Origin of the sequence: Lelliottia sp. CFBP8978 (assembly GCF_034046055.2) — a bacterium.
GTDB lineage: Bacteria > Pseudomonadota > Gammaproteobacteria > Enterobacterales > Enterobacteriaceae > Enterobacter.
Window position 1 is genome coordinate 3,429,623 of the sequence record NZ_CM188253.1, and the last position, 25,188, is coordinate 3,454,810.

At 55.2% G+C, this 25,188-nt stretch carries 25 protein-coding genes; 5 read left to right on the forward strand and 20 right to left on the reverse strand.

All coding sequences use genetic code 11. The annotated features are described in order from the left end of the window. Positions 1 to 134 precede the first annotated feature (134 nt). A complete protein-coding gene (gene mutS, locus SOM82_RS16035) occupies positions 135 to 2,702 on the forward strand; it encodes a DNA mismatch repair protein MutS (protein ID WP_320460467.1) in 2,568 nt (855 codons plus the stop codon). Positions 2,703 to 2,815: 113 nt separating this feature from the next. On the opposite strand, the gene SOM82_RS16040 is transcribed toward mutS, so the two are convergent. From SOM82_RS16040 to SOM82_RS16050, 3 genes are read right to left on the reverse strand one after another with little or no spacing between them, the layout of a single operon-like run. Continuing rightward, entirely contained in the window at positions 2,816 to 3,052 is a 237-nt protein-coding gene (locus tag SOM82_RS16040) for a non-oxidative hydroxyarylic acid decarboxylases subunit D (RefSeq protein WP_154126013.1), read from the reverse strand. A gap of 10 nt (positions 3,053 to 3,062) precedes the next feature. Next, positions 3,063 to 4,490, reverse strand: a complete 1,428-nt coding sequence (locus SOM82_RS16045; protein ID WP_320460468.1) for a non-oxidative hydroxyarylic acid decarboxylases subunit C — start codon at positions 4,488 to 4,490, stop codon at positions 3,063 to 3,065. Positions 4,491 to 4,494: 4 nt separating this feature from the next. Beyond that, positions 4,495 to 5,082: a non-oxidative hydroxyarylic acid decarboxylases subunit B gene (locus SOM82_RS16050; protein WP_320460469.1), complete on the reverse strand. Its 588-nt coding sequence runs from the start codon at positions 5,080 to 5,082 to the stop codon at positions 4,495 to 4,497. Between the two features lie 172 nt (positions 5,083 to 5,254). Between SOM82_RS16050 and SOM82_RS16055 the strand changes: the two genes are divergently transcribed. After that, complete coding sequence (locus SOM82_RS16055) at positions 5,255 to 5,662, forward strand: MarR family winged helix-turn-helix transcriptional regulator (RefSeq protein WP_320460470.1); 408 nt, start codon at positions 5,255 to 5,257, stop codon at positions 5,660 to 5,662. Here the strand turns inward: SOM82_RS16055 and SOM82_RS16060 are convergent. Next, positions 5,659 to 6,546 (reverse strand): LysR family transcriptional regulator, encoded by an 888-nt coding sequence (locus tag SOM82_RS16060; protein WP_320460471.1) that lies wholly within the window; start codon positions 6,544 to 6,546, stop codon positions 5,659 to 5,661. The genes SOM82_RS16055 and SOM82_RS16060 overlap by 4 nt on opposite strands. Before the next feature lie 107 nt (positions 6,547 to 6,653). On the opposite strand from SOM82_RS16060, the gene SOM82_RS16065 reads away from it, so the two are divergent. Together SOM82_RS16065 and SOM82_RS16070 are read left to right on the forward strand one after the other, a co-directional pair. Further along, a complete protein-coding gene (locus SOM82_RS16065) occupies positions 6,654 to 7,862 on the forward strand; it encodes an MFS transporter (protein ID WP_320460472.1) in 1,209 nt (402 codons plus the stop codon). Continuing rightward, complete coding sequence (locus SOM82_RS16070; protein ID WP_320460473.1) at positions 7,859 to 8,242, forward strand: DUF4440 domain-containing protein; 384 nt, start codon at positions 7,859 to 7,861, stop codon at positions 8,240 to 8,242. Before SOM82_RS16065 ends, SOM82_RS16070 begins: the two co-directional genes overlap by 4 nt. 47 nt (positions 8,243 to 8,289) lie before the next feature. Here SOM82_RS16070 and rpoS read toward each other — a convergent pair whose 3' ends face one another. From rpoS to cysG, 13 genes are all read right to left on the reverse strand, one after another. After that, the gene (gene rpoS / locus SOM82_RS16075; RefSeq protein ID WP_095283101.1) at positions 8,290 to 9,282 is read right to left on the reverse strand and encodes an RNA polymerase sigma factor RpoS; all 993 of its coding nucleotides are present in this window, start codon (positions 9,280 to 9,282) and stop codon (positions 8,290 to 8,292) included. Positions 9,283 to 9,342: 60 nt separating this feature from the next. Beyond that, the gene (gene nlpD / locus SOM82_RS16080; protein ID WP_154126020.1) at positions 9,343 to 10,467 is read right to left on the reverse strand and encodes a murein hydrolase activator NlpD; all 1,125 of its coding nucleotides are present in this window, start codon (positions 10,465 to 10,467) and stop codon (positions 9,343 to 9,345) included. 116 nt (positions 10,468 to 10,583) lie between these two features. Beyond that, a complete protein-coding gene (locus SOM82_RS16085; RefSeq protein WP_320460474.1) occupies positions 10,584 to 11,210 on the reverse strand; it encodes a protein-L-isoaspartate(D-aspartate) O-methyltransferase in 627 nt (208 codons plus the stop codon). Continuing rightward, positions 11,204 to 11,965, reverse strand: coding sequence for a 5'/3'-nucleotidase SurE (gene surE / locus SOM82_RS16090; protein ID WP_154126022.1), 762 nt, complete (start codon positions 11,963 to 11,965; stop codon positions 11,204 to 11,206). Before surE ends, SOM82_RS16085 begins: the two co-directional genes overlap by 7 nt. After that, entirely contained in the window at positions 11,946 to 12,995 is a 1,050-nt protein-coding gene (gene truD, locus SOM82_RS16095) for a tRNA pseudouridine(13) synthase TruD (protein ID WP_320460475.1), read from the reverse strand. Before truD ends, surE begins: the two co-directional genes overlap by 20 nt. Further along, positions 12,992 to 13,471 carry a 2-C-methyl-D-erythritol 2,4-cyclodiphosphate synthase gene (ispF, locus tag SOM82_RS16100; protein ID WP_154126024.1) on the reverse strand — a complete coding sequence of 160 codons (480 nt, stop codon included), beginning with the start codon at positions 13,469 to 13,471 and terminating at the stop codon, positions 12,992 to 12,994. The genes truD and ispF overlap by 4 nt, the downstream gene beginning before the upstream one ends. Further along, complete coding sequence (gene ispD, locus SOM82_RS16105; RefSeq protein WP_320460476.1) at positions 13,471 to 14,181, reverse strand: 2-C-methyl-D-erythritol 4-phosphate cytidylyltransferase; 711 nt, start codon at positions 14,179 to 14,181, stop codon at positions 13,471 to 13,473. Before ispD ends, ispF begins: the two co-directional genes overlap by 1 nt. Positions 14,182 to 14,200: 19 nt before the next feature. Next, positions 14,201 to 14,512 carry a cell division protein FtsB gene (gene ftsB / locus SOM82_RS16110; RefSeq protein WP_095283114.1) on the reverse strand — a complete coding sequence of 104 codons (312 nt, stop codon included), beginning with the start codon at positions 14,510 to 14,512 and terminating at the stop codon, positions 14,201 to 14,203. Positions 14,513 to 14,590: 78 nt separating this feature from the next. Beyond that, positions 14,591 to 14,914: a DUF3561 family protein gene (locus tag SOM82_RS16115; protein ID WP_320460477.1), complete on the reverse strand. Its 324-nt coding sequence runs from the start codon at positions 14,912 to 14,914 to the stop codon at positions 14,591 to 14,593. Between the two features lie 59 nt (positions 14,915 to 14,973). Further along, positions 14,974 to 15,579 carry an adenylyl-sulfate kinase gene (gene cysC, locus SOM82_RS16120; protein WP_320460478.1) on the reverse strand — a complete coding sequence of 202 codons (606 nt, stop codon included), beginning with the start codon at positions 15,577 to 15,579 and terminating at the stop codon, positions 14,974 to 14,976. Beyond that, positions 15,579 to 17,006, reverse strand: a complete 1,428-nt coding sequence (gene cysN / locus SOM82_RS16125; protein WP_320460479.1) for a sulfate adenylyltransferase subunit CysN — start codon at positions 17,004 to 17,006, stop codon at positions 15,579 to 15,581. Before cysN ends, cysC begins: the two co-directional genes overlap by 1 nt. A 9-nt stretch (positions 17,007 to 17,015) precedes the next feature. Next, positions 17,016 to 17,924 carry a sulfate adenylyltransferase subunit CysD gene (gene cysD, locus SOM82_RS16130; protein ID WP_095283121.1) on the reverse strand — a complete coding sequence of 303 codons (909 nt, stop codon included), beginning with the start codon at positions 17,922 to 17,924 and terminating at the stop codon, positions 17,016 to 17,018. Positions 17,925 to 17,933: 9 nt separating this feature from the next. After that, complete coding sequence (cysG, locus tag SOM82_RS16135; RefSeq protein ID WP_320460480.1) at positions 17,934 to 19,292, reverse strand: siroheme synthase CysG; 1,359 nt, start codon at positions 19,290 to 19,292, stop codon at positions 17,934 to 17,936. Between the two features lie 238 nt (positions 19,293 to 19,530). Between cysG and SOM82_RS16140 the strand changes: the two genes are divergently transcribed. Beyond that, the gene (locus tag SOM82_RS16140; RefSeq protein ID WP_154126030.1) at positions 19,531 to 20,574 is read left to right on the forward strand and encodes an aminopeptidase; all 1,044 of its coding nucleotides are present in this window, start codon (positions 19,531 to 19,533) and stop codon (positions 20,572 to 20,574) included. 103 nt (positions 20,575 to 20,677) lie between these two features. Here SOM82_RS16140 and cysH read toward each other — a convergent pair whose 3' ends face one another. The 3 genes from cysH to cysJ form a co-directional block, all read right to left on the reverse strand. Then, positions 20,678 to 21,412, reverse strand: coding sequence for a phosphoadenosine phosphosulfate reductase (cysH, locus tag SOM82_RS16145; protein ID WP_154126031.1), 735 nt, complete (start codon positions 21,410 to 21,412; stop codon positions 20,678 to 20,680). A 114-nt stretch (positions 21,413 to 21,526) separates the two neighbouring features. Then, positions 21,527 to 23,239 (reverse strand): assimilatory sulfite reductase (NADPH) hemoprotein subunit, encoded by a 1,713-nt coding sequence (gene cysI / locus SOM82_RS16150; RefSeq protein ID WP_154126032.1) that lies wholly within the window; start codon positions 23,237 to 23,239, stop codon positions 21,527 to 21,529. Further along, positions 23,239 to 25,044, reverse strand: a complete 1,806-nt coding sequence (cysJ, locus tag SOM82_RS16155; RefSeq protein WP_320460481.1) for an NADPH-dependent assimilatory sulfite reductase flavoprotein subunit — start codon at positions 25,042 to 25,044, stop codon at positions 23,239 to 23,241. The genes cysI and cysJ overlap by 1 nt, the downstream gene beginning before the upstream one ends. Positions 25,045 to 25,188: the final 144 nt, after the last annotated feature.

The window sequence follows — 25,188 nt, forward strand, 5'->3', positions numbered from 1 at the left end:
CAGTTCAAGTGTGTATACCAGATAGTAGCTAGAATACTTCTGGTATACAAATTTAACGATTCACATGGGTTTATAAGGGTTTCACATGGGGTCACCTGAGTACCCAAAAGACTTAAAAAACGAGTAAAATCAATATGAATGAGTCTATTGACAAGGTTCTATCAGACCACACCCCCATGATGCAGCAGTACCTGAAGCTAAAAGCTCAGCATCCTGAAATTCTGCTGTTTTATCGTATGGGCGATTTTTATGAGCTTTTTTATGACGATGCGAAACGGGCATCACAGCTACTCGACATCTCCCTCACCAAACGTGGGGCGTCGGCTGGCGAACCGATTCCGATGGCAGGGATCCCGCATCACGCGGTAGAAAACTATCTGGCGAAGCTGGTGAACCAGGGTGAATCCGTCGCTATTTGCGAGCAGATTGGCGATCCGGCCACGTCAAAAGGTCCGGTCGAGCGCAAAGTCGTACGTATCGTCACCCCGGGAACTATCAGTGATGAAGCGCTGCTGCAGGAACGCCAGGATAATCTGCTGGCTGCGCTCTGGCAGGACAGCAAAGGCTACGGCTATGCGACGCTGGATATCAGCTCAGGGCGTTTTCGTCTGAGTGAACCCGCCGATCGCGAAACCATGGCTGCAGAGCTTCAGCGTACCAATCCGGCAGAACTGCTGTACGCGGAAGATTTTGCCGAGATGGCCTTAATTGAGGGCCGTCGTGGTCTGCGCCGCAGACCGCTGTGGGAATTTGAAATCGATACCGCGCGTCAGCAGTTAAATCTGCAGTTTGGTACCCGTGATTTAATCGGCTTCGGCGTTGAAAACGCACCGCGCGGCCTGTGTGCTGCGGGCTGCCTTTTGCAGTATGTGAAAGATACGCAGCGTACTACCCTGCCGCATATTCGCTCTATCACGATGGAGCGTCAGCAGGACAGCATCATTATGGATGCCGCCACGCGCCGTAACCTGGAGATTACTCAAAATCTGGCGGGTGGCGTGGAAAATACCCTCGCTGCCGTGCTCGACAGTACCGTCACTCCGATGGGCAGCCGAATGCTTAAACGCTGGCTGCACATGCCGGTTCGCGACACGGCTGTCTTAAAAAGCCGTCAGCAAACGATAGGTGCGTTGCAGGATCGGTATACCGAGTTGCAGCCGGTGCTGCGTCAGGTGGGCGATCTTGAACGCATTCTTGCGCGTCTTGCCCTGCGTACCGCTCGTCCACGAGATCTTGCCCGTATGCGCCATGCATTCCAGCAACTTCCTGAACTGCGTGCGCAGTTGGCAGAAGTGGACAGTTCGCCAGTGCAAAAACTGCGCGAAAGCATGGGTGAATTTACAGAACTGCGCGAGCTGCTGGAACGTGCGGTTGTAGAAGCCCCTCCTGTGCTGGTTCGGGACGGCGGTGTGATCGCCCCGGGTTACAGCGAGGAGCTGGACGAATGGCGGGCATTAGCTGACGGAGCAACGGATTATCTGGATAAACTGGAAATTCGCGAGCGCGAACGCCTGGGCCTCGACACGCTGAAGGTCGGGTACAACGCCATTCATGGCTATTATATTCAGATCAGTCGCGGGCAGAGCCATCTGGCACCGATCCACTACGTCCGTCGCCAGACGCTCAAGAATGCCGAGCGTTATATTATCCCTGAGCTTAAAGAGTATGAAGACAAAGTTCTGACCTCCAAAGGCAAAGCTCTGGCGCTGGAAAAACAGCTCTATGAAGAGCTGTTCGACACCCTTATGCCTCATCTCGCGGATTTGCAGATCAGCGCAAGTGCGCTGGCCGAACTGGACGTCCTGGTTAACCTCGCGGAGCGAGCTGACACCCTGAATTACACCTGTCCAACGTTCATAGATAAACCCGGTATTCGCATTACCGAGGGCCGGCATCCGGTTGTTGAGCAAGTGCTTAACGAGCCATTTATCGCAAACCCTCTTCATCTTTCTCCACAGCGTCGAATGCTGATTATCACCGGTCCGAATATGGGTGGTAAAAGTACCTATATGCGGCAGACGGCATTAATGGCTTTGCTCGCTTATATTGGTAGCTACGTTCCGGCACAGCAGGTCGAAATCGGTCCAATCGACCGGATCTTCACCCGCGTCGGTGCTGCGGACGATCTGGCAAGTGGTCGCTCAACCTTCATGGTTGAGATGACCGAGACCGCCAATATTCTGCACAACGCCACCGAAAACAGCCTGGTGCTGATGGATGAAATTGGTCGGGGTACCTCCACCTACGATGGCCTCTCACTGGCGTGGTCGTGTGCTGAAAGTCTGGCGAATAAAATCAAGGCGCTGACACTGTTTGCGACCCACTATTTTGAACTGACACAGCTGCCAGAAAAAATGGAAGGCGTAGCAAACGTCCATCTGGATGCTCTGGAGCATGGCGATACCATTGCCTTCATGCACACGGTGCAGGATGGCGCAGCAAGTAAGAGTTATGGCCTGGCCGTTGCAGCACTGGCTGGTGTGCCAAAAGATGTGATTAAACGCGCTCGTCAAAAACTACGAGAGCTGGAAAGCTTGTCTCCGAATGCCGCGGCAACGCAGGTAGATGGCACGCAGATGTCGCTGCTGGTGCCTGCGGAGGAGACTTCTCCGGCAGTGGAAGCACTGGAAAATCTTGACCCGGATTCGCTGACACCGCGTCAGGCTCTGGAGTGGATTTATCGCCTGAAAAGCCTGGTGTAGGGCTTCGTAACCATCAACTGCTCTCACCCTCTTTCTCAAAAAGAGAGGTAAAAAGTAAAAACGGCAACCTTCTGGTTGCCGTTTTGCTTTAGCCTCACCACCCGGCTTCTGTCTTAGCGTTTATCTTCTGCTAACAGCGGTGGAATGGTCGGCACCTGCGGTGCATCGTCAATATCCTTCTGCGTCATGCGGAACGCTTGCGGATAATGTTCGCGGCTGGTGCGGCGCAACGGTTCGGTGTCGCGCCAGGTATAAAGACAATGCTGGCACTGATAAACGGTCCAGACATCTTTTACCGGCGATGTCGCCATCACTTCAATGTGCTCATCAGCACAACGTGGACAGATCATGTTCCCCTCCTTATTTACGTGCAGCCAACATAGCGGTCAGTTTTTCAGCCCAGGCTTTGGTTTCAGGTAAATCCTGTACCGGCTGGCTATAGTGACCACGATTATCCGGCGCAACCGGCGTGGTGGCATCAATAATCAGTTTGTCGGTGATCCCTGCCGGACTGGAACCTGGATCAAGCTCCAGTACCGACATATTTGGCAACTGCACCAGATCGCCCGCTGGATTGACTTTGGATGACAATGCCCACATCACCTGGGGCAGGTTAAAGGGATCGACATCTTCATCCACCATGATCACCATCTTCACGTAGCCCAGCCCATGTGGAGTGGTCATCGCTCGCAGGCCCACCGCGCGTGCAAAGCCGCCATAGCGTTTTTTAGTGGAGATAATGGCGAGCAGACCGTGGGTGTACATGGCGTTAACTGCCTGAACTTCCGGGAATTCGGCTTTCAACTGCTGATAGAGCGGTACGCAGGTTGCCGGGCCCATCAGATAGTCGATTTCAGTCCACGGCATGCCTAAATAGAGCGATTCAAAAATCGGTTTGGTGCGGTAAGAAACTTTATCAATACGCACTACCGTCATGTTGCGTCCACCGGAGTAGTGGCCGGTAAACTCACCAAAGGGTCCTTCGATTTCACGTTTACGTCCTTCAATAACCCCTTCCAGGATCACCTCAGAACCCCACGGTACGTCGAATCCGGTCAACGGTGCGGTAGCAATTGGGTACGGGCTTTCACGCAGCGCGCCCGCCATTTCGTATTCGGATTGATCATATTTGAGCGGCGTGGCACCCATCAAAGTAATAATCGGATCGTTGCCGAGCGTAATGGCAATCGGCAGATCTTCTCCGCGCTCTTCCGCTTTATGCAGATGCAGCGCGATATCGTGCATCGGTACCGGTTGCAGGCCAAGTTTGCGCTGGCCCTTCACCTCCATACGGTAGATACCCACGTTTTGCTTGCCGAAATGATCCGGATCGAGCGGGTCGCGGGAAACCACACAGGCTTTGTCGAGATAAAAACCCCCGTCCCCGTCGTTTAAACGGAACAGCGGCAAAATATCGAACAGGTTGATCTCTTCTCCATCCACCGTGTTCTCAGCCCAGGCCGGATTTTCGCGACGCTCAGGCGCGACAGGGAATTTATCCCAGCGACGAATAAACTCGTCAATCTGGCTTTTCACTGGCGTATTAGCGGGCAACCCCATTGATATGGCATGGTTTTGCCAGGAGCCAATAGTGTTCATCACCACGTTTGCATCAGTAAAACCGCGAATATTATCAAACCACAGTGCGGGCGCGCTGTCGCCAATCCGCCCGGTGGCGTTAGCCGCCGCCGCCAGATCCGGTTCGGCGTTTACCTCTTCCTCAATTTTCAGCAGCTGCCCTTGTTCATCGAGCGCCTGCAGGAAGCTTCTCAGATCATCAAATGCCATTTTTTTACTCCTGTGAAAAATGCTTTGCCGCCTGAAGTCCACTCCAGCGACGGGCTTTTTTATGTTCCAGACCAAACTGATCGAGCACCCGGGTCACAATATGCTGGGTGATATCGTCAACGGTTTGCGGGTGGTTGTAATACGCCGGCATAGGCGGCACCATCGCCACGCCCATGCGGGAAAGTGCGAGCATGTTCTCAAGATGAATGGTGCTAAGCGGGGTTTCGCGGGGCACTAACACCAGCTTACGTCTCTCTTTCAGCACCACGTCGGCCGCGCGCCCCACCAGCCCTTCGGCATAACCCGCACGAATACCCGCCAGCGTTTTCATGCTGCAGGGAATGACAATCATCCCGTCGGTGTGAAACGAGCCCGATGAAATCGTCGCCGCCTGATTCGCCGGGTTGTGCGACACATCCGCCATCGCGGCGACCTCCTGAACGCTGTAAGGCGTCTCGAGTTCAATGGTGGTTTTGGCCCATTTCGACATCACCAGATGCGTTTCGACTTCCGGCATTTCGCGCAGCGCCTGAAGCAAGGCAACGGCCAGCGGCGCACCCGTTGCCCCCGTCATTCCAACAATCAGTCTCATTCACCACCTCAATCATTTTGTTCGTATACGAACATTTAAATTAACATACGCCAGATCGTTTAAACTCTCAATCTCGTTCGTACACGATCACACTTATTGCAAAAAAATGGGGCGCTATCAATCCGGGCAAGAGCGGTTATCATAGAGACGAGATTTCTACACCGGAGTATTCATGGAGCTAAGACAAGAGGCGTTCCATCTGTTACGTCAGCTTTTTCAACAGCATACGGCCCACTGGCAGCAGGCACTGCCGGAGCTGACAAAACCACAGTACGCGGTCATGCGTTCCATTGCAGAAAACCCGGGGATTGAACAGGTCGCGCTGACCGAAGTCGCAGTCAGCACCAAAGCGACACTCGCGGAAATGCTGAGCCGACTGGAGGCTCGCGGTCTGGTCAAACGTGAACACGATCAGGCGGATAAGCGCCGGCGTTTTGTCTATCTGACACCCGAAGGCGAAGCGCTCCTCGCCCACTGCAAACCTGTCGGGAACGAGGTTGATGGCGCATTTTTAGGGCGGCTAAGCGAAGAAGAGCGGGCGCAATTCTCTGCGCTTGTCCGAAAAATGATGCGCGATTAGCCCACGCGCGCGCGCAGAAAATCTATAAAAGTCCGTACCTTAGCAGGAACATGCTGCGCATCAGGATAAACCGCATAAATCCCCTGTTGCGCAAAAGTCACGCCGGGCAGGATGTGCAGTAGCGTCCCCTCTTCAAGAGCCGTTTTCACCAGCCATTCAGGCAGCAACGCCAGGCCGCTGCCGGCAAGCGCAAAGGCCATAAGGGCCTGCGCACTGTCTGCAAATAAACGCGGCGCACGTTTAATCTCAAGCGTTGAACTTCGCCCGTGCTCATCGCTGACCTGCCAGCGAAGCGGCGTGGACAGGCGCTCATGAACAATCCACTCCGACTGCGCAAGCGCCTCCAGTGAGTCGACTTCGTGATGCGCCTGCCACTCCGGTGTCGCCACCGGCAGGATGGCAAACCGGGCGATTAGCGCGGCGTGGTAACGCGAATCGGCCAGCGTACCGAGACGAATGGCCACATCAAAGCGCTCTGAAATGAGGTCTGCATGATGCGAAGAGGAGACATGGCGGACCCGCAGCCCGGGATGTTGCTGACTAAAGGCCGCGAGGATTGGGATCACCACCTGCGCCCCGTATTCCGGCGTCGTAGTGATACGTAGTTCGCCGGTTAGCCCCGCGTGGTTTGCACGCACGTCATCCTGCAAACTTTCGGCCTCTTTCAGCAACGTAACGCCACGCTGATAGAAGAGCTGCCCCGGCTCGGTTAGGGTCAGACGCCGCGTGGATCTCAGCAGCAACGTCACTCCCAGCTCGTTTTCCAGCTGGCGAATATTGAAACTGACCACCGCTTTGGTCAGCCCTAACACGCCAGCGGCAGCCGTCAAACTTCCGCTATCCACCACCGCCACGAAGATCGTGATTCGCTGCAAATTGAGCATTACCGCCCTCTCACTGTCAAAATTATTTTGACAGTATATCGTCACTGCCGCCGTTTATCCGAGGATATCGCTCAGATACATTAGCGCTCCTCAACGGAGGAACGAAAATGACGTATCGCAGTAAAGTCGCCACGGTGTACCTGCTGGGCTTTTTTCTCGACCTGATCAACATGTTTATCGCGAGCGTTGCCTTTCCGGCGATGGCGGTTGCACTGCATTCATCGGCGTCCGCGCTGGCATGGGTCAGCAACGGCTACATTGCCGGCCTGACGCTCATCATTCCTTTTAGCGCAATGCTCACGCGGATCCTTGGCGCCAGGCGGCTGTTTATTGTCTCCTTGTCCCTCTTCGCCCTCGCTGCGACGGCGGCCGGTTTCTCGCCGTCGCTGGAAAGCCTGATCTTCTGGCGAGTGATCCAGGGGATGGGAGGCGGGTTACTGATCCCGGTGGGCCAGGCGCTGACGTGGCAACAATTTAAGCCTCATGAACGTGCAAGACTCTCTTCTTTCGTCATGCTGGTCGCGCTGTTGGCTCCGGCGTGTTCCCCGGCGGTGGGCGGATTGCTGGTACAGTCATTCAGCTGGCGATGGATTTTCTTCGCGACGTTGCCCATCGCCGCCGTGACTCTGCTTCTGGCATGCCTGTGGCTGAAGCATGAGACGCCCCCCGCGGGCAAAAAACGCATGCTCCATTTACCGCTGCTTGCAGATCCCTTGCTGCGATTCTCGATGCTGGTTTACCTCTGCGTACCGGGGATGTTTATTGGTGTTAACGTCATCGGGATGTTCTATCTTCAGACCGTAGCCAAACTGAGCCCCGCCACGACGGGTGCGCTGATGCTGCCCTGGTCAGTGGCCTCGTTTATCGCCATTACAACCACCGGAAAATTGTTTAATCGCATTGGCCCCCGCCCGCTGATTATTCTCGGCTGCCTGCTTCAGGCGGCGGGTATTTTGGTGCTCACTCATGTCAGCCCGGCAACGACGTACAGCATCCTCATCGCCGCCTTCGCGCTGATGGGAGCAGGCGGAAGTTTGTGCAGCAGCGCCGCCCAGAGCAGCGCGTTTCTGACCACATCTCATGAAGATATGCCCGATGCCAGCGCGCTATGGAATCTTAATCGTCAGTTGAGTTTCTTTATCGGCGCAACGCTACTGGCGCTGCTATTGAGCATGCTACAGCATTATCTTGCGCCGCTTCCGGCGTGGCACTGGACCTTTATCGTAGCAGCAGGTATTACCCTGCTTCCCGTGTTCGCAGCGTTTTGTCTTAACAACCAGAAGGTGACTATGCACCTTCACAAGGAGAAACCATGACCCCCTACGAAGCAGAAATCATCGACGCCCACATCGCCATTGAAAACTGGCTGGGCCGGGGCGAGGGCCAATTCGACGCGTTGACCGCGCGTTTTGCCCCTGATTTTACGATGATTGCCCCGACGGGCAGTGTGCTTGATTATCCAGCCCTGCTGCACTTTTTCGAAGCCCAGCGCGCAGGTCGTCCAGGGCTGAGCATCCGCGTTGATGATATTACGCTGGTGGATATGTGGTCTCACGGCGCAGCGCTGCGCTATCGTGAGACGCAATATTTGCCCGGACAAGCGCCTACGGCTCGTTGGTCAACGGTGGTGTTAAAACAGGAAGGTGACAAAATCGTGTGGCGTCATCTGCACGAGACGGCGCTGCCTGCTGACTAAAAAGAAAAAGGCCAGTCTCTCGACTGGCCTTTTTGATGAAAGGTTGCTTACTCGCGGAACAGCGCTTCGATATTCAGTCCCTGCCCCTGCAGAATTTCACGCAGACGACGCAGACCTTCAACCTGAATCTGACGAACACGTTCACGGGTCAGGCCAATTTCACGGCCGACATCTTCCAGTGTCGCAGCTTCATACCCCAACAGACCGAAACGACGTGCCAGCACTTCACGCTGTTTGGCGTTCAGTTCGAACAGCCATTTAACGATGCTCTGTTTCATGTCATCGTCTTGCGTGGTGTCTTCCGGGCCGTTGTCTTTTTCATCGGCCAGGATGTCCAGCAGCGCTTTTTCGGAATCGCCACCCAACGGGGTGTCGACGGAGGTAATGCGCTCGTTGAGACGAAGCATACGGCTTACGTCATCAACCGGTTTATCGAGTTGCTCGGCAATCTCTTCCGCACTTGGCTCGTGGTCCAGTTTATGGGACAACTCACGCGCAGTACGCAGATAAACGTTCAACTCTTTGACGATGTGAATCGGCAGGCGAATCGTACGGGTTTGGTTCATAATTGCCCGTTCGATAGTCTGGCGAATCCACCAGGTAGCGTAAGTAGAGAAGCGGAACCCGCGTTCCGGGTCAAACTTCTCAACAGCGCGGATGAGACCTAAGTTGCCCTCTTCAATCAGATCCAGCAGTGCCAGACCACGATTGCTGTAACGACGAGCAATTTTCACGACCAGACGCAAGTTACTTTCAATCATGCGGCGGCGTGAGGCTACATCTCCACGCAATGCGCGACGCGCGAAATATACTTCTTCTTCGGCCGTTAACAATGGAGAATAACCAATCTCTCCAAGGTAAAGCTGAGTCGCGTCAAGCACACGCTGTGTGGCGCCCTGCGATAACAGCTCTTCTTCAGCTAAATCGTTATCACTGGGTTCCTCTTCAACCAAGGCTTTTTCATCAAAAGACTCAGCTCCGTTCTCATCAAATTCCGCATCTTCATTTAAATCATGAACTTTCAGCGTATTCTGACTCATAAGGTGGCTCCTACCCGTGATCCCTGAACGAGACACCCTGAAGTGGTATGTCCCGCCAATTTATCGCTGCGGTAAATATTGCAGCGGGTTTACGGATTTCCCCTTGTAACGAATTTCAAAATGCAAGCGTGTAGAACTGGTGCCGGTGCTACCCATGGTAGCGATTTTTTGCCCCGCCTTGATTTCTTGTTGCTCCCGGACCAGCATTGTATCGTTATGGGCGTAGGCACTCAGGTAATCATCGTTATGTTTGATGATAATAAGATTACCGTAACCGCGCAGAGCGTTACCGGCATACACAACGCGTCCGTCTGCGGTCGCGATGATAGCCTGTCCTTTACTCCCTGCGATATCGATCCCTTTATTTCCCCCCTCGGAGGAAGAGAAGTTCTCGATAACTTTGCCATCAGTTGGCCAGCGCCAGGTAGAAATTGGCGCACTGGTATTTTGACTGCTGGCAGTCGGTACGGTAGAGCTAACCACAGGTGCCGTAGTAGGTGCTGTGACGACAGTCGCAGACGCCTTATTATTCGGCAACATTTTGTTAGCACTCTGTTCACCTGAGTCTTCAGAATACGTAATTGTCGGTTGCGAAGCAACAACTGCGCTTGAATTTTGCGCAGGTTTAACGCTGTTATTTTGCGCGGTAACATCCGCCGCTGAAACAGAGTTGCCAGGAGTCAATGGCGTACCGGTCGCATTGCCGACCTGGAGCGTCTGGCCAACTTCCAGACCATACGGGGCCTGAACGTTATTTCGCTGTGCGAGGTCACGGAAATCGTTCCCGGTGATCCACGCAATATAGAAAAGGGTATCGCCGCGTTTCACGGTGTAGGTGCTGCCACCGGTATAGCTTCCTTTCGGAATGTTCCCATACTTGCGGTTATAGACTATGCGGCCATTTTCGGTCTGCACAGTTTGTTGCACTGGCTGAATCTGAGTTGACTGCGTGACAGGCGGTTGAACCGGCTGGATCTGCGGAGTTTGTTGCGCATTCGCCGTGCCCATTTTGGGCGGAGGAGTAATTAGCATTCCACTTGAAGTGTTGCCCGCGCTGCTATTGCCACCGACAGAGCTAACCGGAGCAGGAGCGTTATTAGAACTTGTACAACCTGCCAGCCAAAGCGAAACCAATGACAATGCCGCGACACGGCTGATGGTGAATGTTGGGCTTCCCGCGCTCATTTATCCCCCAGGAATGTGTTAACTACCAGTGACTTAAAATTAACCGTTATGCCACGAACCTTTTGCGCCTCACCATACTCTGAATTTTACCGATTAACCCTGGAAAATTCCGAGTGTTAAGCCAGTTCTCCCTTCACGAGAGGCACAAAGCGTACGGCTTCTACGGTATCGATAATAAACTCGCCGCCCCGTCGACGCACCCGCTTCAAAAGCTGATGTTCGTCTCCCACAGGCAACACGAGAATCCCGCCCTCATCCAGTTGCGACATCAGCGCGGATGGAATTTCAGGGGGAGCTGCCGTCACGATAATGGCATCAAACGGCGCGCGGGCTTGCCAGCCCTGCCAGCCATCGCCGTGACGTGTTGAAACATTATGCAAATCCAGCTGTTTAAGACGACGACGGGCGTGCCACTGCAAGCCTTTTATCCGCTCGACTGAACAGACGTGATGCACCAGGTGAGCAAGAATGGCCGTCTGATAACCGGAACCGGTGCCGATTTCCAGCACACGAGATTCCGGAGTCAGCTCAAGCAGTTCCGTCATTCGCGCAACCATGTAGGGTTGCGAAATTGTCTGCCCCTGGCCGATCGGTAAGGCTACGTTTTCCCACGCTTTGTGTTCAAACGCCTCATCCACAAATTTCTCACGAGGGACCTGCGCGATGGCCTCAAGCACATGCTCGTCGGCAATACCCTGAGTGCGTAATTGATTCAGAAGAGCTTGCACACGTTTGCTTACCATTGTGTGTTCACTCCGGCGCGTTCAAGCCAGCCTGACACCACATCCTGCGCGTTATACGCGGTCAGATCGACGTGCAGCGGCGTGACGGAAACATAGCCCTCATCCACTGCCGCAAAATCCGTATCCGGCCCGGCATCGCATTTATCGCCCGGCGGACCAATCCAGTACAGGGTATTGCCGCGCGGATCTTGCTGCGGGATCACCTGGTCTGCGGGATGGCGGCTGCCACAGCGCGTCACGCGAATGCCTTTGATCTCTTCAAGCGGCAGATCGGGAACGTTGATATTGAGAATACGTCCGGTACGCAGCGGTTCACGGCTGAGTGCGCGAAGCAGAGAACAGGTCACGGCAGCCGCGGTATCGTAGTGTTTGTGTCCATTCAAAGAAACCGCCAGCGCGGGAAATCCGAGATGGCGTCCCTCCATCGCCGCCGCGACCGTGCCCGAGTAAATCACATCATCACCCAGATTAGGGCCTGCGTTGATACCAGACACCACCACATCCGGGCGCGGGCGCATCAGGGCATTGACGCCCAAAAATACGCAATCAGTTGGCGTGCCCATCTGCACCGCAATATCGCCATTTTCATAGGTAAAAGTGCGAAGCGACGATTCCAGCGTTAATGAGTTGGACGCCCCACTGCGGTTACGATCGGGGGCTACGACCTGCACCTCGGCAAACTCGCGGAGGTGTTTAGCCAGCGTCTGAATTCCAGGCGCATGTATCCCATCATCGTTACTCAGCAATATTCGCATAGTCACCCGACGTGTTGATAAGTTCCCTGACAACACTGGTGGCGAAGCTACCTGCCGGCAGCCAGAAACGTAACTCGACGGTCACGTCATCCCACCAGTTCCAGCTAAGCTGCTGCGGGTAGAGCAGCATCGCGCGGCGTGCCGCTTCGACTTTTTCCCGCACCAGCAATGATTGTAATTCTGTCGCCTCTGCCACGGCAGCCTGTTCAGCCGCCAGCGCTTCGCCCTGCGTTCCCCATTCTCCCGAGCCCGGCAGCGCGGCGGTGATCATCAGCGATTGAGTATCGACGCGCGTTTGCAGATCAGCGATTTCTTCGCTTGTGGCCACAAACCAACTGCCGCGCCCCGCTAATTGTAGCGCATCGCCGACAACAACTTGATTCGCGTCCGTTTTTTTCAGTCGTTCGCTCACAATCTGATTAAACAACGCACTGCGTGCCGCCGACAACCAAAAACTGCGTTTATTCCTGTCACGCACCGGCGCTGCGTTTTGCGCCCAACGCAGCGCGCCCAGTAAATTGCTGCCGCCGAGGCCGAAACGCTGGGCACCAAAATAGTTTGGCACGCCCTGTTCGTTAATGGCGCTGAGTCGTTTTTCCACATCTTCACGATCGGTCACTCCACGCAGCACCAGCGTAAAGGCGTTACCTTTCAACGCGCCCAGACGAAGTTTGCGCTTGTGACGCGCATATTCAAGTACCTTACAGCCTTCAAGCTCAAATTTGCTTAAATCAGGCATGACATTGCCAGGGACTCGCGCGCACAGCCACTGCTCCGTGACCGCGTGTTTATCTTTCTGACCAGCAAAACTCACTTCGCGGGCATGTATTTTCAGAAATTTAGCCAGCGCATCGGCAACAAAGCGCGTGTTGCAGCCACTCTTCAGGATCTTAACGAGAATGTGTTCACCCTCGCCGTCCGGCTCAAAACCGAGATCTTCCACCACCACAAAGTCTTCAGGGTTGGCTTTTAACAGCCCCTGGCTCTGAGGTTTACCGTGCAGGTAGGTCAGATTATCAAAATCGGTCATTTTACCGCCTTCACCAGCAGCGCAACCGCTTCACACGCGATGCCTTCACCGCGGCCGGTAAAACCGAGTTTTTCCGTGGTGGTCGCTTTGACATTGACATCATCCATATGACAGCCGAGATCTTCAGCGATAAACACGCGCATCTGCGGGATATGCGGCAGCATTTTTGGCGCCTGGGCGATGATCGTCACATCGACATTGCCCAGGGTGTAGCCTTTGGCCTGAATACGACGCCAGGCTTCGCGCAGCAGCTCGCGGCTGTCCGCGCCTTTAAACGCCGGATCGGTGTCCGGGAACAGTTTGCCGATATCGCCCATTGCCGCCGCGCCGAGCAAGGCATCGGTCAGTGCATGCAACGCAACATCGCCATCAGAATGCGCGAGTAGCCCTTTCTCGAAAGGAATGCGTACCCCGCCAATGATAATCGGGCCAACGCCGCCAAAGGCGTGTACGTCAAAACCGTGTCCAATTCGCATTATGCCTTCTCCTGATGGGTCGTACGGGTAAGATAAAATTCCGCGAGCTGTAAATCTTCCGGACGCGTCACTTTAATATTATCAGCGCGTCCTTCGATAAGTTCAGGGTGGAAACCGCAATATTCCAGCGCCGAGGCTTCGTCAGTGATGGTCGCGCCTTCATTGAGCGCACGGGTTAAGCAGTCGTGGAGCAGTTCGCGGGGGAAAAACTGGGGCGTCAGCGCATGCCATAAATCAACGCGCTCAACGGTATGGGCAATAGCGTGCAAGCCGGGCTCCGCGCGCTTCATGGTATCGCGAACGGGCGTCGCCAGAATGCCGCCCACAGAGCTTGTTTCGCTGATACTTAGCAAACGGGCTAAATCGGCCTGATGTAAACACGGGCGAGCGGCGTCATGCACCAGCACCCACTGGGCACTGCCAGCGGCGCGAAGCCCCGCCAGAACGGAGTCGGCGCGTTCAACACCACCATCAACGACGGTGATTTGCGGATGATTCGCGAGCGTGAGCGCAGCGAAACGGGCATCGCCCGGGCTGATAGCGATAACGACACGCGTCACCCGCGGGTTCGCCAGCAGCGCCGCCACGGAGTGTTCAAGGATCGTTTTATCGCCAATTGAAAGGTATTGCTTAGGACACTCTGTCTGCATGCGTCGACCGAAGCCAGCGGCCGGTACAACGGCGCATACATCCGAAAAAGTCACTGCCATGTCGTAATCCTGGGCCTGATTATCGATTGTTTTGTGCTGAGCCCTGGTTGCGTTTAGACGCATCCGGCACCAGACGATAAAATGTTTCGCCCGGCTTGGTCATGCTGAGTTCATTGCGTGCGCGTTCCTCAATCGCCTCTTGTCCGCCATTGAGATCGTCAATTTCGGCAAAAAGTTGATCGTTTCGCGCTTTAAGTTTTGCGTTCGTTGCCTGCTGTGCTGTTACGTCATCATTGACGCGGCTGTAGTCGTGAAGACCATTCTTACCGAACCACAGCGAATACTGCAGCCAGACCAGCAAAGCCAGCAACAGCAGCGTTAATTTACCCATCCTGCCCCCTGAAAAACGGCATCATCATCCCATAACTTTCCGTTGGACTCTACTCTGGGGTTTTAATTATGTCTTAAGTTAGCCTATCAACCATAAAAACAGCAGGCCGAATATCATGACGACCGTTGCAATGGTGATCAGAGCGCTATAGAGCAGCCTGCCATTCAGCAATGAGTGCAGCGCGATACCCACCATCACCGCAACCGGCATCAGCGCCAGAAAGAATGGCCAGGTGTAGAGGAAGAAGAACAGCGTATTAGGGCCATAGATCAGGAAGGGGATGCCGAGCGCCAGCAGCCACGAGACGAAACCCACCACGGCCCCGGGAAGGGACCAGGTTGTCTCGTCCTGGGTCGATAACGACTCCGACCCGGTGATAATGTAATTCTGACTGTTGCGCATCGCGGATCCTGTAACCATGGCTCATCACTCGGGCCGTGAGCGACCCGATCGATACCGTCTCAGGATCTGATAATATCGCCCTGTCTCAGCAGGTCTAATAATTGACTAACCAAATTTGTTACCAATTGTTGACCCTCAAGATGAATGTCAGGCGATTCAGGCGATTCATAAACCGAGTCAATGCCGGTGAAATTTCGCAACTCACCCGCGCGGGCTTTTTTATACAGCCCTTTCGGGTCGCGCGCTTCGCACACCGCCAGCGGAGTATCCACAAACACCTCGATAAACCGCTCATGACCGACGCGTTCGCGCACCATCTGGCGCTCGGCACGATGCGGTGAGATAAAGGCCGTCAATACCACCAGCCCCGCATCGGCCATCAGGCTCGCCACTTCGCCCACGCGGCGAATGTTCTCTTTGCGATCGTTATCGCTAAATCCCAAATCGCTGCACAAGCCGTGGCGCACATTGTCACCATCCAGCAAATAGGTGCTGACGCCCAGCTGGTGCAAAGCCTCTTCCAGCGCGCCGGCAACGGTGGATTTACCGGAGCCGGACAGCCCGGTAAACCACAGTACAACGCCGCGATGCCCGTGCAATTGTTCACGCTGGGCGACCGTCACCGGATGAGGATGCCAGACGACGTTCTCATCGTGCTGCGCCATTACTTGCCTCCCAGCAGATCGCGAGCGCCCCAGTGCGGGAAGTGTTTACGGACCAGCGCGTTCAGCTCCAGCTCAAAAGCGCTGAATTCGGACGGCACTGCGCTCGCCTGCACGTGCGGTTCACGTACCATACCCGCGCCGACGGTCACGTTCGTCAGGCGATCAATAAAGATAAGCCCACCCGTCACCGGATTTTGCTGATATTTATCCAGCACCAGCGGCTCATCGAAGGTCAGATCCACCAGCCCGATACCATTGAGCGGCAGCTCGGAAACGGCGTGTTGAGCCAGATTGTTAATATCCACCTGATACTGAATGCCATCCACGCGGGCACGGGTTTTCTTGCCCGCGATTTTAATGTCGTAGCTTTGCCCCGCCGTCAGCGGCTGTTCCGCCATCCATACCACGTCCAGCGACGCGCTTTGCACCGCGGGCACGCTCTCCTGCGCGTCCAGCAGCAAATCGCCACGGCTGATATCAATTTCGTCTTTCAGCACCAGCGTCACCGCTTCGCCCGCGCCCGCATCCTGTAAATCACCATCAAAGGTGACGATACGGGCGATGGCGGATTCCACACCAGACGGCAGTGCCTTCACGCGCTGGCCGACGTGCACCACACCGGAAGCAATGGTCCCGGAGAAGCCCCGGAAATCGAGGTTTGGACGGTTCACATACTGCACCGGGAAGCGCATCGGCTGGCTTTCCACCACGCGCTGAATCTCGACGTTTTCCAGCACTTCCAGCAGCGTCGGGCCGCTGTACCACGGCATATTAGCGCTCTGCGATGCGACGTTGTCGCCTTCCAGCGCGGAGAGCGGTACAAAGCGAATATCCAGATTTCCCGGCAGCTGCGCGGCAAAGGTCAGATAGCTCTGGCGGATCTCCTCAAATTTCTCTTCGCTGAAATTCACCAGATCCATTTTATTAACCGCTACCACCAGGTGTTTAATGCCCAACAGCGTGGAGATAAAGCTATGACGACGGGTTTGATCCAGTACGCCTTTGCGGGCATCCATCAGCAGGATCGCCAGCTCACAGGTTGAAGCGCCGGTCGCCATATTGCGGGTGTACTGTTCGTGCCCCGGGGTATCAGCGATGATAAATTTGCGTTTCTCGGTGGAGAAGTAGCGGTACGCCACGTCGATGGTGATCCCCTGCTCACGCTCGGCCTGCAGGCCATCAACCAGCAGCGCCAGGTCGAGCTTTTCGCCCTGCGTGCCGTGGCGCTTGCTGTCGTTGTGCAGCGTGGAGAGCTGGTCTTCATAAATCTGGCGGGTATCGTGCAGCAGACGTCCAATCAACGTACTTTTACCGTCGTCTACGCTGCCGCAGGTCAGAAAACGCAGCAGGCTTTTGTGCTGCTGGGCGTGCAGGTAAGCTTCAACGCCGCCTTCATCAGCAATTTGTTGTGCAATAGTGGTGTTCATGGCGGCTCCTTAGAAATAACCCTGACGTTTCTTCAGCTCCATAGAGCCGGCCTGGTCGCGGTCAATCATGCGCCCCTGTCGCTCACTGGTGGTGGAGACCAGCATCTCTTCGATGATCTCCGGCAGCGTCTGCGCGTTTGACTCTACCGCGCCGGTCAGCGGCCAGCAGCCCAGCGTACGGAAGCGGACCATCTGCTTTTTGATCACCTCGCCCGGCTGCAAATCAATGCGATCGTCATCGATCATCATCAGCATGCCGTCACGCTCCAGCACCGGGCGCTCTGCCGCCAGATACAGTGGAACAATTTCGATATTTTCCAGATAGATGTACTGCCAGATATCCAGCTCGGTCCAGTTGGAGAGCGGGAAGACGCGAATGCTTTCGCCTTTATTAATCTGACCGTTGTAGTTGTGCCACAGCTCAGGACGCTGGTTTTTAGGATCCCAACGATGGAAGCGATCGCGGAAGGAGTAGATACGCTCTTTCGCACGGGATTTCTCCTCGTCGCGGCGCGCACCGCCAAAGGCCGCATCAAAACCGTATTTGTTCAGCGCCTGTTTCAGCCCTTCGGTTTTCATGATGTCGGTATGCTTGGCGCTACCGTGGACAAACGGGTTGATCCCCATCGCCACCCCTTCCGGGTTTTTATGCACCAAAAGCTCGCAGCCGTAGGCTTTGGCGGTACGGTCACGGAACTCGTACATCTCGCGGAATTTCCAGCCGGTATCGACATGCAGCAGCGGGAAAGGCAAGGTCCCCGGATAAAACGCTTTACGCGCCAAATGCAGCATCACGCTGGAATCTTTGCCGATGGAGTACATCATCACCGGGTTCGAGAATTCGGCAGCCACCTCGCGGATAATATGGATACTTTCCGCTTCAAGTTGCCGCAGGTGGGTCAGTCGTTTTTGGTCCATAACCATTCCTTAAGCCAGATTTACCACAGAAGAATCAAAGGCTTCTGAGTTTGTTGGATGTTGAAACCAGGCGAGCGTCTGATGCAGCTCCACCACCTCTCCCACCACGATCAACGCGGGCATGGGGGCATTTTTCGCCAGGTTTTCAAGTTGTTCTAGTGTTCCGGTCGCGACATGCTGGTCGATGCGCGTTCCGCGTGAAATGACCGCCACAGGCGTCGCTTTATCACGCCCGTGACGAATAAGCTGTTGGCTGATGTCAGCGGCTTTCATCGTGCCCATATAGATCGCCAGCGTCTGGCGGCTTTGGGCCAGATGTGACCAGTCAAACGGTGTGCTGTCGGCTTTGTAGTGTCCCGTTACAAAAGTGACGCTCTGGGCGTAATCGCGATGCGTCAGCGGGATACCGGCGTAAGCCGTCACCGCAGAAGCAGCCATGATCCCAGGCACCACCTGAAACGGCACGCCCGCTTCGGCAGCGGCCTGAAGCTCTTCCCCACCGCGACCAAAAATGAACGGATCGCCGCCTTTCAGACGCACCACGGTTTTGCCCGCTTTAGCTGCTGCTATCAGCATCTGATTGGTATCGTGCTGCGGCACTGAATGCTCACCCGCTCGTTTGCCGACGCAAATTTGCTCGGCATCGCGACGAATCAGCTCACGAACGCCATCGCTTACCAGATGATCGTAAAAGACCACGTCTGCCTGCTGGATAACCTGCAGGCCGCGCAACGTCAGTAGCCCCGCATCGCCCGGCCCCGCACCGACCAGAATAATTTCGCCCTGCGCCTTATCTGGCGCGGTGAGCGATTGCTCCAGTACATTCGCCGCTTCGGCTTCATTTCCCGCCGCCATCAGACTGGCGAAACGTCCGCGAAACGCTTTTTCCCAAAAACGACGCCGTTCGACGGTCGTCGTCAAATGGGTTTTCAGGCGTTCACGAAAACCGCCGGCCACCTCAGCCATACGCCCCAGGCTGACGGGCAGCAGCGCCTCAAGCTTTTCGCGCAGCAGACGCGCCAGCACCGGCGCATTACCGCCGGAAGAGATCGCCACCAGCAAGGGAGAACGGTCGACGATAGACGGAAAGATAAACGAGCACAGCGGCTGATCGTCCACCACGTTCACCAGGCGGTGACGGGCATTGGCCGCCTCAAAGATCCGACGATTTAGCGTGCGGTCTTCGGTTGCGGCAATCGCCAGCACAACGTGATCCAGCTGCGATTCGTCGAAGGCTTCCCCGGTCACGACCTGCACGCGCGCCCCTGCACGACGCAAAAATACCATTTTGCGCTCGGCGATCTCACCCGTCCCCACAACCAGCACCGGACGGTCTTTTAAGGAAGCAAACAGCGGCAGATAGTCCACGTGGCTACAACTCTCTAACAAGCAGGAATAGTGGGACTATAGGGGGCGGCTTAGAGTGAATGAAATTACGAATTGGAATGAGTAGTTACTCAATGGAATAACGGCCTGAAAAAGCAAATGACAAAAAGTGCTTAACGCGCGAAATATCGGGCATTTAAGAGCAAATGAAATTGTGTAAGCGCGGTCACAGTTTCATACTAGGCGAGCTAAAATTATGCTCCGTTTTTAAGGACTCACTATGTTTCGCGCAATGCGCCACCGTATCGCTGCCCTGGCGTTCGGCGTTTGCTTTATCCTGCCGGTTCAGGCAAAAGATCACCCCCTTGGTGACATCGCAAATACTCAGGCCCGCCATATCGCTACCGTTTTTCCGGGAAGGATGACCGGTACGCCAGCAGAAATGCTGTCGGCTGATTATCTGCGCCAGCAGTTTGCCGATATGGGTTACCAGAGCGATATCCGCACCTTTCACAGCCGCTACATTTATACCTCGCGCAATAAAAGTAAAAACTGGCATAACGTGACGGGCAGTACGGTGATCGCCGCGCATGAAGGCAAAACAGCCCAGCAGATTATTATTATGGCGCACCTCGATACCTATGCGCCGATGAGCGATGCGGATACCGACAACAATCTTGGCGGTCTGACGCTACAGGGTATAGACGACAATGCGGCAGGTTTGGGCGTGATGCTTGAACTGGCTGAACGGCTGAAAGATATCCCGACGGAATACGGCATTCGTTTTGTCGCCACCAGCGGCGAGGAAGAAGGGGTGCTCGGCGCAGAAAACCTGCTTAACCGCATGAGTGCGGCGGAAAAGAAAAACACGCTGCTGGTGATCAATCTCGACAATCTGATCGTGGGCGACAAACTCTATTTTAACAGCGGCAAAACCACACCCGATCCGGTACGCAAACTCACCCGCGATCGGGCGCTGGCGATTGCGCGCAGCCAGGGTATTCAGGCGGCCATCAACCCCGGACGTAACCCTCATTATCCAAAAGGCACCGGCTGCTGTAATGACGGCGAGACGTTTGATAAAGCGGGTATTCCGGTGCTGTACGTCGAGGCCACCAACTGGTCTTTAGGCAAAAAAGATGGCTATCAGCAGCGCGCCAAATCCAAAGCGTTTCCGGAGGGAACAAGCTGGCACGATGTGAGACTGGATAACCAGCAGCACATTGATAAAGCACTGCCGCAACGCATTGAGCATCGCAGCCGTGACGTCGTGAAAGTGATGCTGCCGCTGGTGAAGGAGCTGGCGAAAGCGGGGAAAGTGTAATACACGTTTTGATTCTTTCCCCTGCCGGGGCGACGGGCTGTATGCGGCTCACGAGGTGTATGCAGCCGCCTGTTTTCACGCCCCTCTCCGGCAGGAGAAAACCTTACCCTTCGTGCAGCCCGCACTCACGCTTCAAACCAAAGAATCGCGTCTCTTCTTCCGCCATTCCCGGTTCCCATTTCCGCGTGGTGTGAGTATCACCGACCGACAGATAGCCCTGATCCCACAGCGGATGATAGCTAAGCCCGTGCTTTTGCAGATACTGATAAACGGTACGATTATCCCAGTCGATAATCGGCAGCACTTTAAATACGCCGCGCTGAATCGCCAGCACCGGTAAACTCGCCCGGCTGCCGGATTGCTCGCGGCGCAGACCAGCAAACCACGTCTGCGCATTCAGTTCTTTCAGCGCGCGGTTCATTGGCTCGACTTTGTTGATCTCATTGTATTTCTCAATGCCCTCAACGCCCTGCTCCCAGAGCTTGCCGTAGCGCGCCTCCTGCCAGGCCGCGCTCTGCTCCGCGCGGTAAATTTTCAGGTTCAGCTTGAGCTTATCCGTCAGCTCGTCAATAAACTGATAGGTTTCCGGGAACAGGTAGCCGGTATCGGTGAGGATGACCGGAATGTCCGGTCGGATTTGATTCACCAGATGCAGGCTCACCGCCGCCTGAATACCAAAACTCGACGAGAGCACGTACTCTCCCGGCAGGTTTTCCAGCGCCCACGCCACACGCCCTTCGGCGTCCAGCTTTTCCAGTTGGCCGTTGGTTTCCGCCAGTGCCAGAATGCGTTCGACTTTTGGTAGTTCGTTAAGGGCGTTCAGATCGAGTACGGACATAAAGACCTCGTTTGTGTGTTTCCCGTCACCCCGGCTCCCTCCCCTGTGAGCGAGGGGGAAAACCAATAGTCCCCTCTCCCCCACACGGAGAGGGTTAGGGTGAGGGGAATAGTGTTACTCCCAGAAATCCCGCGCGGGATCGAGCACTGGCCGAATGATGCCCGCACGCACCGTAAAGTCGCCGAAGCCTTCACCCGCTTCACGCTCTTTCGCCCAGCGCCCGACAAGCTCGTCGATAGACTCGAGAATTTCAGGTTCTGTAATATTTTCGCGATACATGCGTGGAATACGCGTCCCGCTACGATTGCCACCAAGATGAACGTTGTAGCGGCCTGGCGCTTTACCCACCAGTCCCAGCTCCGCCAGCATCGCGCGGCCACAGCCGTTCGGACAGCCCGTCACACGCATCACAATATGCTCTTCGCCGATACCGTGTTTTTCCAGCACCGCTTCCACTTTGTCCGTGAAGGAAGGCAGAAAACGCTCGGCCTCGGCCATCGCCAGCGGACAGGTCGGGAATGAAACACAGGCCATCGAATTTTCGCGCTGCGGTTTCACCGCATCCATTAACGCATGCGCGCGAGCCAGCTTTTCAATCTTCGCTTTCTGGCTTTCCGGCACGCCGGCGATAATCAGGTTCTGATTGGCGGTAATGCGGAATTCACCTTTATGGATCTTAGCAATTTCCAGCAAACCGGTTTTCAGCGGACGGCCCGGATAATCCAGAATACGACCGTTTTCGATAAACAGCGTCAGATGCCATTTATTATCAATCCCTTTCACCCAGCCAATGCGATCGCCGCGACCGGTGAATTCATACGGGCGGATCGGCTCAAATTTAATGCCCGCGCGACGCTCCACTTCTGCTTTGAACGTCTCGACGCCGACACGCTCAAGGGTATATTTGGTTTTCGCATTTTTACGATCGGTTCGGTTGCCCCAGTCGCGCTGCGTGGTTACCACCGCTTCAGCCACTGCCAGCGTATGCTCCAGCGGCAGATAACCAAATTCGCTCGCCGTGCGGGCGTAGGTTTTTTTGTTGCCGTGTTCGATGGAAAGTCCACCGCCCACCAGCAGGTTAAAGCCCACCAGCTTGCCGTTTTCAGCAATCGCCACAAAGTTCATGTCGTTGGCATGCAGATCGATATCGTTCTGCGGCGGGATCACTACCGTGGTTTTGAACTTACGCGGCAAATAGGTCTGACCGAGGATCGGCTCCTCGTCGGTGGTCGCGACCTTTTCCTGATCGAGCCAGATCTCCGCATAGGCGCGCGTGCGCGGCAGCAGATGTTCAGAAATCTTTTTCGCCCATTCGTAGGCTTCGGCGTGCAGTTCTGATTCGTACGGGTTAGAGGTACATAACACGTTACGGTTCATGTCGTTGGCGGTCGCCAGCGCGTCCAGACCGACGGAATGCAGCATCTGGTGAACCGGCTTCACGTTCTTCTTCAGAATACCGTGGAACTGGAATGTCTGACGGTTGGTCAGACGAATGCTGCCGTAGATCGTGTTGTCATGAGCAAATTTATCAATCGCCTGCCACTGTTGGGTGGTGATCACCCCACCCGGCAGACGACAGCGCAGCAGCATCGCGTGACGCGGCTCCAGCTTTTGCTCGGCACGCTCGGCGCGGATATCGCGATCGTCCTGCTGGTACATACCGTGAAAACGGATCAGCAGGAAGTTGTCGCCTTTGAAACCGCCGGTCAGACCGTCATTTAAATCTTCGGCAATAGTGCCGCGCAGGTAGTTACTCTCCACCTTCATGCGCTCGGCATCAGTCAGTTTGCCTTCGACCACCAGGGGGCCAGGATGTTTTTCGCTCATTAGTAGACATCTCGCTGATAACGGCGCTCTACGCGCAGCTCACTTAAAAATTCGTCCGCCGTTTCGGCATCCATACCGCCGAATTCGGCAATCACTTCCAGCAAAGCCTGCTCGACGTCTTTCGCCATGCGATTTGCATCGCCGCAGACATAAATGTGGGCACCTTCATTGATCCAGCGCCACACCTCTGCGCCCTGTTCGCGCAGTTTGTCTTGTACGTATATTTTTTGTTTTTGGTCACGTGACCAGGCCAGATCGATACGGTTCAGCACGCCCTCTTTAACGTAGCGTTGCCACTCAACCTGGTAGAGAAAATCTTCTGTGAAGTGAGGATTGCCGAAGAAGAGCCAGTTTTTACCTGACGCATCATCTGCCGCTCGTTGCTGCATAAACGCGCGGAACGGGGCGATACCCGTTCCCGGGCCAATCATGATCACCGGCGTTTCGGGGTTGGCTGGCAGACGGAAGTTGTCGTTGTGCTCGATAAAGACGCGCACTTCGCCTTCCTCTTCCACGCGGTCAGCGAGGAAACCAGATGCACCGCCTGTGCGCGCGCGGCCTTCGATGTCATAACGTACCGCACCGACGGTAATGTGCACTTCGCTTTCCACTTCCGCCTGTGACGAGGCAATCGAGTAGAGGCGCGGCGTCAACGGACGCAGCAGGCCGATGAGCGCCTCCGCATCCAGCTGCGCGGGGGCGAAACGGACCATATCCACAATCGGCGTAGTCGCGGCGTAGTGTTGCAGTTTGGCTTTATCGCCCACCAGCGGCAGCAGGGATTCACTGCGGGTCAGCGTGGCGTAATTCTCAACAATGTTTGCGGTGTTCACCGTCAGTTCAAAGTGCCACTGCAACGCCTCAGACAACGGCAGCGATTTGCCGTCGACGGTGACGGACTCGGTGCCTTTTAACCACAACAGCTCAACCAGCTCTTTCACCAGCTGAGGATCGTTTTGATACCAGATGCCCAGCGCATCACCGGGCTGATAGCGCAAACCGGAATCGCCGAGATCGATTTCGATGTGACGCACGTCTTTGTCAGAATCACGACCGGTGATTTTTTGATTAACGGAAAGGCTCGCCGTTAGCGGCTCTTCTTTAGTATACGGGCTGGTGAAAACCTCGTTGACCGCCCCTGATGCGGTCACAGCCGCCTGTGCAGGGGAATCTTTCGGTACGCGTGCTTTCAGAACCTCGACAATACGCGCCCGCCATTCTGCGGCGGCAGGCTGGTATTCAACGTCCGCATCGACGCGATCCAGCAGGCGCTCTGCGCCCAGCTCTGCCAGCTTGCTGTCAAAATCTTTACCGGACTGGCAGAAGAACTCATAGGACGTATCGCCCAGGCCGAATACGGCGAATGCTGTGCCATCGAGTTTCGGGGCTTTTTTCGAGAACAGGAATTTATGCAGTGCGACCGCTTCTTCCGCTGGTTCACCTTCACCCTGCGTCGAGGCCACCACAACCACCAGTTTTTCTGACGCGATTTGCTTAAATTTATAATCCCCGGCGTTTACCAGGTTCACGTTCAGTTTGGCGGCGAGCAGATCGTCACGCAGCGCTTCCGCCACGCGGCGCGCATTTCCTGTCTGAGAGGCGGAAATGAGCGTAATAGCCGGGATTTCAACGGCGGCAGGCGTTGCTGCAACCACAGCCCCTGGCTGTTGGTTGAGCATTCCCCAGAAATAGCCGGAGACCCAGGCAAGCTGGGTGGGTGAAAAATCAGTGGTGGCCGCCTGAAGGCGCGCCAGTTGCTCCGGGTTCAGGGGAAGCAAATTTGAAGGTGGGGCCTGTGTTGTCATGCGTTGTTATGTTCCAGTAGCAAAGCGGAATTTATGCAAAAAGACCAAACTAGAGATAAGGTTAACGGCGGGGATAATAACAATTAAAGAAGGGATGGAAATAATAAATAACCAAAAGAACTAACCTGTTTTAGTCATGGTTCT

Bases quoted from the DNA above. Each gene is read 5' to 3' on its own strand.
- mutS (WP_320460467.1), top strand. From the start codon at position 135: ATGAATGAGTCTATTGACAAGGTTCTATCAGACCACACCCCCATGATG.
- SOM82_RS16040 (WP_154126013.1), bottom strand. From the start codon at position 3,052: ATGATCTGTCCACGTTGTGCTGATGAGCACATTGAAGTGATGGCGACA.
- SOM82_RS16045 (WP_320460468.1), bottom strand. From the start codon at position 4,490: ATGGCATTTGATGATCTGAGAAGCTTCCTGCAGGCGCTCGATGAACAA.
- SOM82_RS16050 (WP_320460469.1), bottom strand. From the start codon at position 5,082: ATGAGACTGATTGTTGGAATGACGGGGGCAACGGGTGCGCCGCTGGCC.
- SOM82_RS16055 (WP_320460470.1), top strand. From the start codon at position 5,255: ATGGAGCTAAGACAAGAGGCGTTCCATCTGTTACGTCAGCTTTTTCAA.
- SOM82_RS16060 (WP_320460471.1), bottom strand. From the start codon at position 6,546: ATGCTCAATTTGCAGCGAATCACGATCTTCGTGGCGGTGGTGGATAGC.
- SOM82_RS16065 (WP_320460472.1), top strand. From the start codon at position 6,654: ATGACGTATCGCAGTAAAGTCGCCACGGTGTACCTGCTGGGCTTTTTT.
- SOM82_RS16070 (WP_320460473.1), top strand. From the start codon at position 7,859: ATGACCCCCTACGAAGCAGAAATCATCGACGCCCACATCGCCATTGAA.
- rpoS (WP_095283101.1), bottom strand. From the start codon at position 9,282: ATGAGTCAGAATACGCTGAAAGTTCATGATTTAAATGAAGATGCGGAA.
- nlpD (WP_154126020.1), bottom strand. From the start codon at position 10,467: ATGAGCGCGGGAAGCCCAACATTCACCATCAGCCGTGTCGCGGCATTG.
- SOM82_RS16085 (WP_320460474.1), bottom strand. From the start codon at position 11,210: ATGGTAAGCAAACGTGTGCAAGCTCTTCTGAATCAATTACGCACTCAG.
- surE (WP_154126022.1), bottom strand. From the start codon at position 11,965: ATGCGAATATTGCTGAGTAACGATGATGGGATACATGCGCCTGGAATT.
- truD (WP_320460475.1), bottom strand. From the start codon at position 12,995: ATGACCGATTTTGATAATCTGACCTACCTGCACGGTAAACCTCAGAGC.
- ispF (WP_154126024.1), bottom strand. From the start codon at position 13,471: ATGCGAATTGGACACGGTTTTGACGTACACGCCTTTGGCGGCGTTGGC.
- ispD (WP_320460476.1), bottom strand. From the start codon at position 14,181: ATGGCAGTGACTTTTTCGGATGTATGCGCCGTTGTACCGGCCGCTGGC.
- ftsB (WP_095283114.1), bottom strand. From the start codon at position 14,512: ATGGGTAAATTAACGCTGCTGTTGCTGGCTTTGCTGGTCTGGCTGCAG.
- SOM82_RS16115 (WP_320460477.1), bottom strand. From the start codon at position 14,914: ATGCGCAACAGTCAGAATTACATTATCACCGGGTCGGAGTCGTTATCG.
- cysC (WP_320460478.1), bottom strand. From the start codon at position 15,579: ATGGCGCAGCACGATGAGAACGTCGTCTGGCATCCTCATCCGGTGACG.
- cysN (WP_320460479.1), bottom strand. From the start codon at position 17,006: ATGAACACCACTATTGCACAACAAATTGCTGATGAAGGCGGCGTTGAA.
- cysD (WP_095283121.1), bottom strand. From the start codon at position 17,924: ATGGACCAAAAACGACTGACCCACCTGCGGCAACTTGAAGCGGAAAGT.
- SOM82_RS16140 (WP_154126030.1), top strand. From the start codon at position 19,531: ATGTTTCGCGCAATGCGCCACCGTATCGCTGCCCTGGCGTTCGGCGTT.
- cysH (WP_154126031.1), bottom strand. From the start codon at position 21,412: ATGTCCGTACTCGATCTGAACGCCCTTAACGAACTACCAAAAGTCGAA.
- cysI (WP_154126032.1), bottom strand. From the start codon at position 23,239: ATGAGCGAAAAACATCCTGGCCCCCTGGTGGTCGAAGGCAAACTGACT.
- cysJ (WP_320460481.1), bottom strand. From the start codon at position 25,044: ATGACAACACAGGCCCCACCTTCAAATTTGCTTCCCCTGAACCCGGAG.